Raw genomic sequence first — 15,406 nt, forward strand, 5'->3', positions numbered from 1 at the left:
TTTATGGCAGGTAGAGTGCGTGGGCGTTACTGCTCCGCGCGCTTGTTACTGCTCCGCGCGCTTAAAGACCAGCTCGCTCTCGCTGCTGCTGATCGCATCAAAACGATAGCCATCCACATCAAACGCCTTAAGCTGTTCCGGCGTTGTCAGACGCTGCTGAATCACATAGCGACTCATCAATCCACGCGCCTTTTTGGCATAGAAGCTAATGACTTTATAGCTGCCATTCTTCTCATCAAGGAACACCGGCTTAATCAGCTGTGCCTGCAGTTTCTTCGGCTTAACCGCCCTGAAATATTCGTCTGACGCGAGGTTGATCAGCACCTCATCACCCTGTTCTGCCAGTGCGGCATTCAATGTTTCAGTGATGAGATCGCCCCAGAAGGTGTAGAGATCTTTACCCGCCGGATTCGCCAGACGAATGCCCATCTCCAGCCGGTAAGGCTGCATGAGATCGAGCGGACGCAGCACGCCATACAGGCCCGACAACATGCGCAGATGCTGCTGAGCAAAATCGAAATCCTGTTCGCTGAAGGTGTCGGCCTGCAAACCGGTATAGACATCACCTTTAAACGCCAGGATAGCCTGACGGGCATTCTGAGGTGAGAAGTCGGGGTGCCAGCTGTTAAAGCGATCGGCATTGAGGTGCGCCAGTTTGTCACTGATGCCCATTAACGAGGCGATGCTGGCGGGTGACAGATCGCGCGCAATCTCAATCAGCTGTTGTGACTTTTCTAACAGCGCAGGCTGGGTGAAACGCGTTGTCGCCAGCGGGCTTTCATAATCCAGCGTCTTGGCAGGAGAGATCACCATCAACATAGTTGCTTCCTCGGTTAATGCCTGGTTTAACAGGGCATTGGCGGCTTATCAGGCTTCGCAGTGTACCAAAAAAGCCGCAAAGAATGACGAATCACTCCTATTTGTTCGCGCTATCGTAAACGGCATTCCCTGACCTTGCGCCACCGTTGACGCGTGATATTATCGCAACAGCTTTTTTCACACTGACAGTTAACTAAGAGAAAAGAACATGACGGACAAACTTACCTCCCTGCGTCAGCTTACTACCGTAGTCGCCGACACCGGTGACATTGCAGCCATGAAGCTGTATCAGCCACAAGACGCCACCACCAACCCTTCTCTGATTCTCAACGCCGCACAAATCCCTGAATACCGTAAACTGATCGATGAAGCGATTAGCTGGGCGCGTGAGCAGAGCAGCAACAAAGAAGAGCAGCTGCAGCTGGTTTCTGACAAGCTGGCCGTTAACATTGGTCTGGAAATTCTGAAACTGATCCCAGGCCGCATCTCGACTGAAGTCGATGCGCGTCTCTCTTACGACACAGAAGGCAGCATCGCGAAAGCCCGCAGCCTGATCAAACTCTACAATGATGCCGGTATCAGCAATGACCGCATCCTGATCAAACTGGCGTCTACCTGGCAGGGCATCCGTGCTGCAGAGCAGCTGGAAAAAGAAGGTATCAACTGTAACCTGACTCTGCTGTTCTCCTTTGCTCAGGCGCGTGCCTGTGCCGAAGCGGGCGTGTTCCTGATCTCTCCGTTTGTTGGCCGTATCCTCGACTGGTATAAAGCGAACACCGATAAGAAAGAGTATGCCGCGCACGAAGATCCAGGCGTGGTTTCAGTTTCTGAAATCTACAACTACTACAAGCAGCACGGCTATGAAACCGTCGTGATGGGCGCGAGCTTCCGTAACGTCGGCGAAATCATCGAGCTGGCTGGCTGTGACCGTCTGACCATTTCTCCTGCGCTGCTGAAAGAGCTGGCAGAGAGCGAAGGCACCCTGGAGCGTAAACTGAGCTACAGCGGCGAAGTGAAAGCGCGTCCGGCCCGCATGACCGAGTCTGAGTTCCTGTGGCAGCACAACCAGGATCCTATGGCCGTTGCGAAGCTGGCAGAAGGTATCCGCAACTTTGCCGTTGATCAGGGCAAACTTGAGAAGATGCTGGCAGAACTGCTGTAACCGGCTGACCGTGGCGGCGCAGGCTGCCACGGTTTTCCCTTTTCCGACCCTTTCACTTTATATTATCCTCTCTGCTATTCCCCTTTTACTCCACCGCACCGCGGTAAATCACAGCGAAGCTAATCATGAATACATTACGCATTGGCCTGATCTCGGTCTCCGATCGCGCCGCGAACGGCATCTATCAGGATGAGGGGATCCCCGCGCTGGAGAGCTGGCTGAGTCGCGCACTCAGCAGCCCGTTTGAGATTGAGTCCCGTCTGGTGCCTGACGAGCAGCCGATGATTGAGCACGCGATCTGCGAGCTGGTCGATGAGCGCTTTTGCCACCTGGTGTTAACCACTGGCGGCACCGGTCCGGCCCGGCGCGATGTGACGCCGGATGCCACCTTAGCCGTTGCCGATCGGGAAATGCCGGGTTTTGGTGAGCAGATGCGCCAGATCAGCCTGCAGTTTGTGCCGACCGCGATTCTGTCGCGTCAGGTTGGGGTAATCCGCAAACAGTCGCTGATACTCAACCTTCCGGGTCAGCCGAAGTCGATCAAAGAGACGCTGGAAGGGCTGAAGGATGAGCAGGGCAACGTAAAAGTGCACGGCATTTTTGCTTCCGTACCCTATTGTTTACAGCTGCTGGAAGGGCCTTATGTCGAAACACATCGCGAGGTCGTAGCAGCTTTTCGGCCTAAAAGCGCGATACGTGAGATAAATAACTAAATATTCCCCATTTCAGGCATAAGCTATAGCCTGGCTGGTGTGGCAAAAGATTGACGGTATAGTAAGGCTATCTTTACAACGTTCTCTCTTTGCCTCTGGAATATTATGAATCCGACTCACACACAGCGTCTGACCGGTAAGGATTATAAAACCCTGGCGCTGGCCGCGCTGGGCGGCGCGCTGGAATTCTACGACTTCATCATTTTTGTCTTCTTCGCCACGGTGATTGGCGAGCTCTTCTTCCCCGCAGATATTCCGGAGTGGCTGCGACAGCTGCAGACGTTTGCCATTTTTGCCGCAGGCTATCTGGCACGTCCGCTGGGCGGCATTGTGATGGCGCATTTTGGCGACAAGCTCGGGCGCAAGAAGATGTTCAGCCTGAGCATTCTGCTGATGGCGCTGCCGACCCTGATGATGGGCGCTCTGCCCACCTGGCAGACGATTGGGATTGCAGCGCCACTGCTGATGTTGCTGATGCGGATGTTGCAGGGCGCGGCGATTGGCGGAGAGGTGCCCGGCGCGTGGGTGTTTGTCGCTGAACACGTGCCTTATAAACGTATCGGCATCGCCTGTGGCACGCTGACGGCCGGGCTGACCATCGGCATTTTACTGGGGTCGCTGGTGGCGACACTGATCAATACCTCGATGTCGCAGCAGGCCATTCATGACGGCGGCTGGCGCATTCCATTCTTCCTGGGCGGCGTATTTGGGTTGCTCGCGATGTTCCTGCGCCGCTGGCTGCATGAAACACCGGTCTTCATTGAGATGCAGCAGCGTAAAGCGCTGGCTGAAACCCTGCCGCTGAAAACCGTGCTGGCGGAGCATAAAAAGTCGATTGTGATCTCCATGCTGCTGACCTGGCTGCTCTCCGCCTGCATCGTCGTGGTGATCCTGATGTCGCCGGTCTGGCTGCAGAAGCAGCAGGGCATCGCGCCCGCACTGACTCTGCAGGCCAACAGCATTGCCACCATAATGCTCTGCATTGGCTGCATTATTGCCGGACTCGCTGCGGATCGTTTTGGTGCCAGTCGTACCCTGTGTGTCGGCAGCCTGCTGCTGGCGATCTGTAGCTGGCAGTTTTATCACCTGAGCGCCCTCTATCCGCAGCAGCTCTTCCTGCTCTATGGCGTGGCGGGGCTCAGCGTCGGTATCGTCGGCGTGGTGCCGTTTGTGATGGTGCGCGCCTTTCCGGCAGAGGTGCGTTTTACCGGACTCTCATTCTCCTACAATCTTTCCTACGCGATCTTTGGCGGCCTGACACCGATCCTGGTGTCGCTGCTGATGAATGTCTCCGTGATGGCACCGTGCTGGTATGTGATGGCGCTGGCGCTGGTGGGATTGCTGACAGGGATCTGGCTGCGGCGTGATGTCAGCCACGAGCCGGGACTAAATCAGGGGATTAATTCGTTGTAAAGTAAGAACGCGGAGCCAGGCTCCGCGTTTTTTTATGGCTGAAAATATGCTTAACGTATTTTTGCGCCAATCGGCAAAAGGGTGCGGCCAAAGGTTTCATTCAGCACCTCGCCCATCGCCAGATAGCAGGCGCTGGCACCACAGATGATCCCCATCCAGCCCGCAGAGACCACCAGCGCAGGCAGGTGCATGAGATGAGCCACGGCCAGCAGCAGAAACAGCAGCGTAAGCGAGCCGAAAACAAACTGCAGCATCCGCGTACCTTTTAGTGTGCCGATAAACATGAACAGCGTGAAGATGCCCCACAGTGCCAGCCAGACACCCAGGAAGCGTTCATCAGGCGCGTTTGCCAGACCCATTTGCGGTAACAGCAGGATCGCCACGAAGCTTAACCAGAACATGCCGTATGAGGTAAAAGCCGTCAGCCCAAAGGTATTGTTCTTCTTAAACTCCAGCAGACCGGCCAGCACCTGCGCGATCCCGCCATAAAAAATCCCCATCGCTAAAATTGCGACATCCAGGGCAAACAGGCCCGTGTTGTGCAGGTTCAGCAAAATGGTTGTCATGCCAAAACCCATCAATCCCAGCGGGGCAGGGTTAGCCAGCGTTGAATTCGCCATAATTCCTCGGCAGTGAAAGAGTGTTGATTACATAAACGGATTCCATCCTGCTCCCCGGGAGGAGCAAGGGGACGCATCATATTCAGCGTTGTGTCAGCGTTCTTTGATCCCGGCAGGGCCAGCGATAAAAAATTTTTTTTGGTTTAACCCTTGATGCGCATCGAAGCGGCCCCATTTACTTGTCATCGAGCGTTGTGAACGTTGGAAAAAAAGCATGTGCTGGCAGGTTGAATGCAAACAACTCGCCCACATAAAAGGTTCACAACCCAAATTGGCAACGAATTTAAGTGGGAGATGTTTAGATGGGTAAGATTATTGGTATTGACCTGGGTACAACCAACTCTTGTGTTGCGATCATGGATGGCACCAAAGCACGCGTGCTGGAAAATGCCGAGGGCGATCGCACCACGCCTTCAATTATTGCGTATACACAGGATGGCGAAATTCTGGTCGGTCAACCGGCTAAACGTCAGGCAGTGACCAACCCGCAGAATACCCTGTTCGCAATTAAGCGTCTGATCGGTCGTCGCTTCCAGGACGAAGAAGTACAGCGTGACATTAAAATCATGCCGTACAAAATCACCGGCGCTGACAACGGCGACGCATGGCTGGAAGTAAAAGGTCAGAGAATGGCACCTCCGCAGATCTCTGCTGAAGTGCTGAAGAAAATGAAGAAGACCGCCGAAGATTACCTCGGTGAGCCAGTGACTGAAGCGGTTATTACCGTACCGGCCTACTTCAACGATGCGCAGCGCCAGGCGACCAAAGATGCCGGCCGTATCGCAGGTCTGGAAGTCAAACGTATCATTAACGAACCGACTGCAGCAGCACTGGCATACGGTCTGGATAAAGGCCAGGGCAACCGCACCATCGCGGTTTATGACCTGGGTGGCGGTACCTTCGATATCTCAATCATCGAGATCGACGAAGTTGACGGCGAAAAAACCTTTGAAGTTCTGGCGACCAACGGTGATACCCACCTGGGTGGTGAAGACTTCGATAGCCGCCTGATTAACTATCTGGTTGCTGAATTCAAAAAAGACCAGGGTATTGATCTGCACAACGATCCACTGGCGATGCAGCGTCTGAAAGAAGCCGCAGAGAAAGCAAAAATCGAGCTTTCTTCTGCACAGCAGACCGACGTTAACCTGCCATACATCACGGCAGATGCGACCGGTCCTAAGCACCTGAACATCAAAGTGACCCGTTCTAAACTGGAATCACTGGTTGAAGATCTGGTTGCACGCTCAATCGCGCCTCTGAAAGTTGCGCTGCAGGATGCCGGCCTGTCTGTTTCAGACATCAACGACGTTATCCTGGTCGGTGGTCAGACACGTATGCCACTGGTTCAGGCCAAAGTGACTGAGTTCTTCGGTAAAGAGCCACGTAAAGACGTGAACCCGGACGAAGCGGTTGCTGTGGGTGCTGCGGTTCAGGGTGGTGTACTGGGTGGCGACGTGAAAGACGTGCTGCTGCTGGACGTTACCCCGCTGTCACTGGGTATCGAAACGATGGGTGGCGTGATGACCTCGCTGATCAGCAAGAACACCACCATCCCAACCAAGCACAGCCAGGTCTTCTCGACGGCTGAAGATAACCAGTCAGCCGTGACCATTCACGTGCTGCAGGGTGAGCGTAAGCGTGCCAATGACAACAAGTCACTGGGCCAGTTCAACCTCGACGGTATCCAGAATGCGCCACGCGGTATGCCGCAGATCGAAGTGACCTTCGACATCGATGCCGACGGTATCCTGCACGTATCAGCGAAAGACAAGAACAGCGGTAAAGAGCAGAAAATCACCATCAAAGCCTCTTCAGGTCTGAGCGATGATGAGATCCAGAAAATGGTGCGTGATGCGGAAGCGAATGCTGAATCTGACCGTAAGTTTGAAGAGCTGGTTCAGACGCGTAACCAGGGTGACCAGATTGCCCACAGCACGCGTAAGCAGCTGGAAGAAGCAGGCGACAAACTGTCAGCTGATGACAAAGCGCCAATCGAAGCCGCACTGGCCGCGCTGGAAACTGCGCTGAAAGGCGAAGACAAAGCGGAAATCGACGCCAAAATGCAGGCGCTGATGGAAGTGTCTGGCAAACTGATGGAAGCAGCACAGCAGTCTCAGGCGGGTGCAGCAGATGCCGGTGACGCGTCAGCGAAGAAAGATGACGACGTTGTCGATGCTGAATTCGAAGAAGTGAAAGACAACAAGAAATAATTGCCCCTGACCGGGCGCGACGGTTGGCCTGACAGCCGTTGAAACCAGCACGGGCGTAGGAGATCTCTCCACGCCCGTGCGATCATGTTAAGGGCTAAATAAACATGGCGAAGAGTGATTACTACGAGATTTTAGGCGTCGCCAAATCCGCGGACGAGCGTGAAATCAAAAAGGCTTACAAACGCCTGGCAATGAAATTTCACCCGGACCGCAATCCAGGTGATAAAGAAGCCGAAGCTAAATTCAAAGAGGTCAAGGAAGCGTACGAAATCCTGACCGATGCGCAGAAGCGTGCGGCTTACGATCAGTATGGTCATGCAGCCTTTGAACAGGGCGGCATGGGTGGCGGTGGATTCGGCGGCGGCGGCTTTGGTGGCGGCGGTGCAGACTTCAGCGATATCTTTGGCGACGTGTTCGGTGACATCTTTGGTGGTGGACGCCGTCAGCGCGCATCCCGTGGCGCCGATTTACGCTACAACATGGAGCTGTCGCTGGAAGAAGCGGTACGCGGCGTGACCAAAGAGATCCGCATTCCAACGCTGGAAGAGTGTGATGTCTGCCACGGCAGCGGCGCGAAAGCGGGCACCCAGCCACAAACCTGTTCAACCTGTCACGGTGCAGGCCAGGTGCAGATGCGCCAGGGCTTCTTCACTGTTCAGCAGGCCTGTCCGACCTGTCATGGTCGTGGCTCGGTGATTAAAGATCCGTGCAACGCCTGTCATGGCCATGGCCGCGTTGAGAAGTCGAAAACGCTGTCAGTGAAAATCCCGGCAGGGGTCGACACCGGCGATCGCATCCGTCTGAGTGGCGAAGGTGAAGCGGGCGAGCAGGGCGCACCAGCGGGCGATCTCTACGTTCAGGTCTCGGTGAAGAAGCACCCGATCTTCGAACGTGAAGAGAACAACCTTTACTGTGAAGTGCCGATCAACTTTGCAATGGCGGCGCTGGGCGGTGAGATTGAAGTACCGACACTGGATGGTCGCGTGAAGCTGAAAGTGCCGTCAGAAACCCAGACCGGCAAGCTGTTCCGCATGCGCGGACGTGGCGTCAAATCTGTCCGTGGCGGCGCGGTCGGCGATCTGCTGTGCCGTGTTGTGGTGGAGACACCGGTCAGCCTGAACGAAAAACAGAAAACGCTGTTGCGTGAACTGGAAGAGAGTTTTGGCGGCCCAAGCGGCGAGCATAACAGCCCACGCTCAAAGAGCTTCTTCGACGGTGTGAAGAAATTCTTTGACGATCTGACACGCTAAACCGTATCAGACTAAAAAACGGAGCCGCGGGCTCCGTTTTTTTTGCTGGATGCTATACGCCATCTGTTATTAGCATCAACCGGCTTTTCGCCCTTAATTCGGTTAAACCGAAGGAAAGGCGAGGCATAAGCTGCTTTTAACGAACTATATGAGCCGCTACACTCTTTATCTTTCTATCGCTGATCAGGAAGATAAACGTTGAATAAGCCTCGTAGTCTCAAAAACCTGCTTAAAAGCTTCATTGAAAGTGACGCCAGTAATGGCATGGTGTTAATCATGGCAGCTGTGGCGGCCATGATTCTCGCCAACTCTGCCGAAACCGCTCACGGCTATCAGGCGTTTCTCAATGAACCCGTTCAAATCCGCTTCGGTGCACTGGATATCAGTAAAAATCTGCTGTTATGGATCAATGATGCGCTGATGGCGCTGTTTTTCCTGCTGATTGGTCTGGAAGTGAAGCGTGAGCTGATAGTCGGCGAACTCGCAAGCCGTGACAAGGCGATCTTTCCCGTCATTGCGGCATTAGGCGGTATGGCACTGCCCGCGCTTGTTTTCCTCGGCTTCAACCATGGTGATGAGATAGCACGCAACGGCTGGGCTATCCCTACGGCGACCGATATCGCGTTTGCTCTGGGTGTCCTCGCCCTGCTTGGCAGCCGTGTTCCTGCAGCACTGAAAGTTTTCCTGATGGCGCTGGCGATTATCGATGATCTTGGGGCTATCGTTATTATCGCCCTGTTCTACACCAGTGGCCTCTCAATGCTCTCCCTGGGCGTTGCGGCAGGGGCGATTGTTGTGCTGGCACTGCTCAATTACTTTAATGTCCGTAAAATCTCGGTCTATATGCTGGTTGGGATCGTGCTCTGGACCGCCGTGCTGAAGTCCGGCGTCCATGCCACGCTGGCGGGCGTCATTGTGGGCTTCTTCATACCGCTGGAAAAGAGAGAAGGGCATTCACCCGCAGAACATCTGGCGCACGGTCTGATGCCGTGGGTGAACTGGCTTATTCTGCCGCTGTTTGCCTTCGCGAACGCCGGTATTTCACTGACCGGTATTACGCTGAGTGATGTCTTTTCACCGGAGCCGTCTGGCATCATCCTCGGCCTGTTAATCGGTAAACCTTTGGGCATTACCCTGTTCTGCTGGCTGGCTGTCAAACTGCGGCTGGCGGTATTACCTCACGGCACCACCATCCGCGATATCATGGCGATTGGCGTGCTGTGCGGCATCGGTTTTACGATGTCTATTTTCATCAGTTCGCTCGCCTTCGATTCGGCACATGAGCAGCTTGTGACCTTCTCTAAACTGGGGATCCTGACGGGTTCTGTGCTGTCAGCGGTTATTGGTTATACCCTGCTGCGGATTAAACTGCGTTAATGGAGAGGAGGCGAAAGCCTCCTTTTTTTCGATGAATCAGCTCAATTTTAACCATCTCTATTACTTCTGGCAGATCTGCAAAAGCGGCTCTGTGACAGCGGCAGCAGAGGTACTCTCTCTGACTCCCCAGACCATTACCGGGCAGATTAAGACGCTTGAGGAGCGCCTGCAGGGCAAGCTGTTCCGTCGTCAGGGCCGGGGACTGGTGCCGACTGAACTGGGGCAACTCGTGTTCCGCTATGCTGACCGCATGTTTATGCTGGGTCAGGAGATGCTGGATATCGTGAACTACCGCAAGGAGTCCCACCTGTTGCTGGATGTCGGAGTCGCCGATGCGCTCTCTAAGCAGCTGGTCAGTAAGGTGCTGGAAACGGCGGTGGTTGCAGAGGAGAAGACGCATCTGCGCTGTTTTGAGTCGACCCACGAAATGCTGCTGGAGCAGCTCAGTCAGCATAAGCTGGATATGATTATCTCTGACTGCTCCATCGACCCCACTCAACAGGAAGGGCTGTTTTCGGTGAAGCTGGGGGAGTGCCCGGTCAGTTTCTGGTCTGCTCAGCCGCTCACCGGTCTCACTTTTCCTGCCTGTCTGGAAGCGCGTCCGCTGCTGATTCCAGGACGCCGCTCAATGCTCGGCCGGAAAATCCTCAACTGGATTACGACTCAGGGGCTGCAGGTGGAGATTCTGGGGGAGTTTGATGATGCGGCACTGATGAAGGCGTTTGGTGCGCGTAAGAATGCCATATTTGTCGCGCCAGTGCTGGATGAGCAGGATAGCGGGCAGCGTGATGCGGTTACAGAGGTTGGTCGGCTAGATACCGTGTCAGAGGAGTACCATATCATCTTTGCCGAACGGATGATTCAGCATCCGGCGGTGCAGCGTCTCTGTCACGCAGACTTCAGCGGACTCTTTCCCCGCCAGAGTACAGACGAAAAAAAACCGGCGTAAGCCGGCTTTTTCAACAAAGCGATTAACAAGAGGCGATTAAGCCAGTTTGTTGATCTGTGCAGTCAGGTTAGATTTATAACGTGCAGCTTTGTTTTTGTGGATCAGACCTTTAGCGGCCTGACGATCCACAAGTGGTTGCATTTCATTGAATGCGTTCTGCGCAGCAGCTTTGTCGCCTGAAGCGATCGCCGCGTATACTTTCTTAACGAAGGTACGCATCATTGAGCGGCGGCTAGCGTTATGCTTACGGCGTTTCTCAGATGTTACGGCGCGTTTCTTAGCTGATTTGATATTAGCCAAGGTCCAACTCCCAAATGTGTTCTATAGAGACAAATCAAAGGCCGAGGACTATGCCCTTCTAACCTGATTTTGTCAATGGATTTGTGCAAATAAGCGTCGCTCTAAGAACGGCACTCGATTACGTATTTGATGGCGCAAGATTCTACCAGCTTCCCCTCACTGAATACAGTATTTAGCGACAAAATTCTTAACATGCACATCTGCAACAGGAAATGCAGCCGCTAAAGCATGAAAGGCGTGCAGACGGGTTAACCTGAGCCGCTTTCAAGGGTATAATCCGCCGATTTCCACCGGTTTGGGCCAGCCATGAAGTTTATCCGCGGTATTCATAATCTTAACGAGCAGCATCGCGGCTGCGTTCTGACCATTGGTAATTTCGATGGTGTACATCGCGGGCATCAGGCGCTGCTGTCGCGACTGTGTGAAGAGGGACGTAAGCGTAACTTGCCCGTCGTGGTGATGGTATTTGAGCCACAGCCGCTGGAGCTGTTTGCCGGTGATAAAGCCCCGGCGCGCCTGACACGCCTGCGTGAAAAACTGCGCTATATGGCGGAAGCGGGTGTGGATAAAGTGTTGTGCGTGCGGTTTGATCGTCGCTTTGCGGCCTTGTCTGCACAGCGCTTTATCAGTGACCTGTTAGTCGACAAGCTGGATGTAAAGTACCTTGCGGTAGGTGATGATTTCCGCTTCGGCGCTGGTCGCCAGGGGGATTTCCTGTTATTACAGAAAGCCGGTGTGGAGTATGGCTTTGAGGTCGTCAGCACCGAAACCTTCTGTGACGGTGGTAAGCGAATCAGCAGCACTGCCGTGCGTCAGGCGCTGGCTGCGGATGATTTAGCGCTGGCGCAGTCGCTGTTAGGTCATCCCTTCACTATTTCCGGCCGCGTCGTGCACGGTGATGCACTGGGACGCACGCTGGGTTTCCCGACTGCGAACCTCCCTTTACGCCGCAGCGTCACGCCGGTGAAAGGAGTGTATGCCGTGGAGGTACAGGGTCTGACGCCCGAGCCACTGCCGGGTGTTGCTAATATCGGCACCCGTCCGACCGTAAAAGGTTTACGCCAGCAGCTTGAAGTTCACCTGCTCGACATCAATATCGATCTCTATGGTCGTCACATTGATGTGGTGCTGAAACAGAAAATACGAAACGAGCAGCGCTTTGCCTCACTGGAGGCGTTGAAAGAACAAATTGCGAACGATGTGGTAACGGCCCGGCAGTTCTTTGGGCTGCTTTAACCTGAGCGAAAAACGGAATCGAGAATCTGATGAGTGACTATAAATCTACCCTGAATTTGCCGGAAACGGGATTCCCGATGCGTGGCGATCTGGCCAAACGCGAACCGGGAATGTTGCAACGCTGGTATGCTGACAACCTGTACGGCATCATCCGCGAAGCCAAAAAAGGGAAAAAAACCTTTATCCTGCATGATGGCCCTCCTTATGCGAACGGCAGCATTCATATTGGTCACTCCGTTAACAAGATTCTGAAAGACATTATCGTTAAGTCGAAAGGCATGGCGGGTTATGACTCGCCTTATGTGCCCGGCTGGGACTGCCACGGTCTGCCAATCGAACACAAAGTTGAGCAGATGATCGGCAAGCCAGGCGAGAAAGTCACCGCCGCGGAATTTCGTGCCGCATGCCGCAAATATGCTGCCGAACAGGTTGAAGGCCAGAAAGCGGACTTTATCCGTCTGGGCGTGCTGGGCGACTGGGATCGTCCTTACCTGACCATGGATTTCGGTACCGAAGCCAACATCATTCGTGCGCTGGGTAAAATCATCGGTAATGGCCATCTGCACAAAGGCGCGAAGCCGGTGCACTGGTGCCTGGATTGCCGTTCTGCCCTGGCAGAAGCGGAAGTGGAATATTACGACAAAACCTCTCCGTCGATTGATGTGATGTTTAATGCCGTCGATACCGACGCAGTGCGTGGGGCGTTTGGCGTATCCCAGGTTAATGGCCCGATCTCACTGGTTATCTGGACCACGACGCCGTGGACATTACCGGCTAACCGCGCGATCTCCCTGCATCCTGAATTTGAATACCAGCTGATCCAGATCGACGGCCGCGCCCTGATCCTGGCGAAAGAGCTGGTGGAAAGCGTCATGAAGCGCGCCGGTGTCAGCGAATGGCAGGTGCTGGGCGAATGTCAGGGCGCTGCGCTGGAGCTGCAGAAGTTCCAGCATCCGTTCCTGGCGCTTGAGTCGCTGGTCGTACTGGGCGAGCACGTGACCCTGGACGCGGGTACCGGTGCCGTTCACACCGCGCCAGGCCACGGCCCGGATGACTATGTTATTGGCCAGAAATATGGCATCGAAACCGCGAATCCGGTAGGACCGGATGGCGCCTATCTGCCAGGCACGTATCCGACGCTGGATGGGGTCAATGTCTTTAAAGCCAACGACATGATCGTTGAACTGCTGAAAGAGAAAGGCGCGCTGCTGCACGTTGAGAAACTGCTGCACAGCTACCCGCACTGCTGGCGCCATAAAACGCCGATCATCTTCCGCGCCACGCCGCAGTGGTTCATCAGCATGGATCAGAAAGGATTGCGTGCGCAGTCGCTGAAAGAGATCAAAGGCGTGCAGTGGATCCCGGACTGGGGCCAGGCGCGTATCGAATCGATGGTGGCGAACCGTCCTGACTGGTGTATCTCTCGTCAGCGTACCTGGGGCGTACCGATGGCGCTGTTCGTTCACAAAGAGAGCGAAGAGCTGCACCCTGACACGCTGGCGCTGATGGAGAAAGTGGCGCAGCGTGTTGAGCAGGAGGGTATTCAGGCCTGGTGGGATCTTGACCCGCGTGAACTGATGGGCGACGACGCCGATCACTACGTTAAAGTGCCGGATACGCTGGATGTCTGGTTTGACTCCGGCTCAACCAGCTATTCTGTAGTGGATGCGCGTCCGGAATTTGGCGGACATGCGCCAGACCTCTATCTGGAAGGATCCGATCAGCATCGCGGCTGGTTTATGTCCTCGCTGATGATCTCCACGGCAATGAAGGGCCAAGCGCCTTATCGTCAGGTACTGACGCACGGTTTCACCGTGGATGGTCAGGGCCGTAAAATGTCGAAATCAATCGGCAACACGGTCGCGCCGCAGGATGTGATGAACAAACTGGGCGCCGATATTCTGCGTCTGTGGGTGGCCTCAACCGACTACTCGGGTGAAATGGCGGTCTCCGATGAGATCCTCAAGCGCTCTGCCGATGCCTATCGTCGTATCCGTAACACCGCGCGTTTCTTGCTGGCTAACCTTAGCGGCTTCAACCCGGTCACCGATCTGGTGAAACCGGAAGAGATGGTCGTGGTCGATCGCTGGGCAGTGGGTCGCGCACAGGCGGCACAGGCTGATATCGTTGCCTCATACGAGAACTACGATTTCCATGAAGTGATCCAGCGTCTGATGCAGTTCTGTTCGATTGAGATGGGCAGCTTCTATCTCGATATTATCAAGGATCGTCAGTACACCGCGAAAGGTGATGGCCTGGCGCGTCGCAGCTGCCAGACCGCGCTGTGGCACATCGTCGAAGCGCTGGTGCGCTGGATGGCACCGATCATGTCCTTTACAGCGGATGAGATCTGGGGCTACCTGCCAGGCGAACGTGCGCAGTATGTCTTCACCGAAGAGTGGTATCAGGGTCTGTTTGGCCTGGCGGAAGATGAAGCGCTGAATGATGCCTACTGGGCCGAGCTGCTGAAAGTGCGTGGCGAAGTGAACAAGGTGATCGAGCAGGCACGTGCGGATAAACGTATCGGTGGTGCACTGGAAGCAACGGTCACGCTGTATGCCGATCCGGAGCTGGCCGCTAAACTGCATGCGCTGGGTAATGAGCTGCGTTTTGTGCTGCTGACTTCTGGCGCACAGGTGGCGGATTACGCGCTGGCGAACGATGAAGCGCAGCAGAGTGAACTGCTGAAAGGTCTGAAAATCGCGCTGCACAAGGCGGAAGGCGAGAAATGTCAGCGCTGCTGGCATTACACTACCGACGTCGGACAGAATCCTGAGCATGCTGAGGTCTGTGGTCGTTGTTACACTAACGTAGCCGGTGACGGCGAACAGCGTGAATTTGCCTGATGCGTAAACCTATTTTATCAACCGGATTGCGCTGGCTGTGGCTGGTGCTGGTGGTGATTGTTGTCGATTTCGCCAGTAAGCAGTGGGTGATGAACAACATGATGCTGCATGAAACCCAGCCGCTGATGCCCTACCTGAACCTGTTCTATGCGCACAACTATGGCGCGGCGTTCAGTTTCCTGGCGGACAAAGGGGGCTGGCAGCGCTGGTTCTTTGCGGGAATCGCGCTGGCTATCGTGATCTCACTGGTGGTGATGATGTATCGCAATCATGCCAGTCAGAAGATGGCCAATATCGCCTATGCTCTGATCATTGGCGGCGCGATCGGCAATTTGTTTGATCGCTCATACCATGGCTTTGTGGTCGATTTTATCGATTTTTATGTCGGTAACTGGCACTTCGCTACATTTAATATCGCTGACTGCGGCATCTGTATTGGGGCTGCACTGGTGGTGCTGGAGGGCTTTTTCAGCCCGAACGGCAAACAGGCTAAACAGAAAGGGTAAGT

At 54.6% G+C, this 15,406-nt stretch carries 13 protein-coding genes; 10 read left to right on the forward strand and 3 right to left on the reverse strand.

The annotated features are described in order from the left end of the window. Positions 1–45 precede the first annotated feature (45 nt). Positions 46–819: a peroxide stress protein YaaA gene (gene yaaA / locus LQK91_RS12220; protein ID WP_105099546.1), complete on the reverse strand. Its 774-nt coding sequence runs from the start codon at positions 817–819 to the stop codon at positions 46–48. Between the two features lie 208 nt (positions 820–1,027). Between yaaA and tal the strand changes: the two genes are divergently transcribed. The 3 genes from tal to LQK91_RS12235 all read left to right on the forward strand — a co-directional run bounded on the left by tal (position 1,028) and on the right by LQK91_RS12235 (position 4,107). Further along, on the forward strand, positions 1,028–1,981 hold the full coding sequence (tal, locus tag LQK91_RS12225) for a transaldolase (protein WP_003854842.1): 954 nt from the start codon (positions 1,028–1,030) through the stop codon (positions 1,979–1,981). Between the two features lie 125 nt (positions 1,982–2,106). Then, the gene (gene mog, locus LQK91_RS12230) at positions 2,107–2,694 is read left to right on the forward strand and encodes a molybdopterin adenylyltransferase (protein ID WP_039658809.1); all 588 of its coding nucleotides are present in this window, start codon (positions 2,107–2,109) and stop codon (positions 2,692–2,694) included. Between the two features lie 105 nt (positions 2,695–2,799). After that, positions 2,800–4,107 (forward strand): MFS transporter, encoded by a 1,308-nt coding sequence (locus LQK91_RS12235; RefSeq protein WP_105099547.1) that lies wholly within the window; start codon positions 2,800–2,802, stop codon positions 4,105–4,107. A gap of 50 nt (positions 4,108–4,157) precedes the next feature. Here LQK91_RS12235 and satP read toward each other — a convergent pair whose 3' ends face one another. Beyond that, on the reverse strand, positions 4,158–4,727 hold the full coding sequence (gene satP / locus LQK91_RS12240; RefSeq protein WP_078804756.1) for an acetate uptake transporter: 570 nt from the start codon (positions 4,725–4,727) through the stop codon (positions 4,158–4,160). Positions 4,728–5,029: 302 nt separating this feature from the next. On the opposite strand from satP, the gene dnaK reads away from it, so the two are divergent. From dnaK to nhaR, 4 genes are all read left to right on the forward strand, one after another. Beyond that, the gene (gene dnaK / locus LQK91_RS12245; protein WP_003854836.1) at positions 5,030–6,940 is read left to right on the forward strand and encodes a molecular chaperone DnaK; all 1,911 of its coding nucleotides are present in this window, start codon (positions 5,030–5,032) and stop codon (positions 6,938–6,940) included. A 104-nt stretch (positions 6,941–7,044) separates the two neighbouring features. After that, on the forward strand, positions 7,045–8,190 hold the full coding sequence (gene dnaJ / locus LQK91_RS12250) for a molecular chaperone DnaJ (RefSeq protein WP_003854835.1): 1,146 nt from the start codon (positions 7,045–7,047) through the stop codon (positions 8,188–8,190). 198 nt (positions 8,191–8,388) lie between these two features. Next, complete coding sequence (gene nhaA, locus LQK91_RS12255) at positions 8,389–9,567, forward strand: Na+/H+ antiporter NhaA (RefSeq protein ID WP_003854833.1); 1,179 nt, start codon at positions 8,389–8,391, stop codon at positions 9,565–9,567. Positions 9,568–9,598: 31 nt separating this feature from the next. Continuing rightward, a complete protein-coding gene (gene nhaR / locus LQK91_RS12260; protein WP_003854832.1) occupies positions 9,599–10,516 on the forward strand; it encodes a transcriptional activator NhaR in 918 nt (305 codons plus the stop codon). Positions 10,517–10,552: 36 nt separating this feature from the next. Here the strand turns inward: nhaR and rpsT are convergent, their stop codons facing one another. Continuing rightward, positions 10,553–10,816 (reverse strand): 30S ribosomal protein S20, encoded by a 264-nt coding sequence (rpsT, locus tag LQK91_RS12265; RefSeq protein ID WP_008925553.1) that lies wholly within the window; start codon positions 10,814–10,816, stop codon positions 10,553–10,555. A 306-nt stretch (positions 10,817–11,122) separates the two neighbouring features. Between rpsT and ribF the strand changes: the two genes are divergently transcribed. Genes ribF through lspA form a run of 3 tightly spaced genes read left to right on the forward strand, consistent with a single transcriptional unit; the run spans position 11,123 to position 15,404 of the window. Next, on the forward strand, positions 11,123–12,052 hold the full coding sequence (gene ribF / locus LQK91_RS12270) for a bifunctional riboflavin kinase/FAD synthetase (RefSeq protein ID WP_039658806.1): 930 nt from the start codon (positions 11,123–11,125) through the stop codon (positions 12,050–12,052). A gap of 29 nt (positions 12,053–12,081) precedes the next feature. Further along, positions 12,082–14,898 (forward strand): isoleucine--tRNA ligase, encoded by a 2,817-nt coding sequence (gene ileS / locus LQK91_RS12275; protein WP_039658805.1) that lies wholly within the window; start codon positions 12,082–12,084, stop codon positions 14,896–14,898. Next, positions 14,898–15,404 (forward strand): signal peptidase II, encoded by a 507-nt coding sequence (gene lspA, locus LQK91_RS12280; protein ID WP_003854827.1) that lies wholly within the window; start codon positions 14,898–14,900, stop codon positions 15,402–15,404. The genes ileS and lspA overlap by 1 nt, the downstream gene beginning before the upstream one ends. The last annotated feature ends 2 nt before the right edge of the window (positions 15,405–15,406 follow it).

It is taken from the genome of Pantoea sp. MHSD4, assembly GCF_021043305.1.
Lineage (GTDB): Bacteria > Pseudomonadota > Gammaproteobacteria > Enterobacterales > Enterobacteriaceae > Pantoea > Pantoea eucalypti.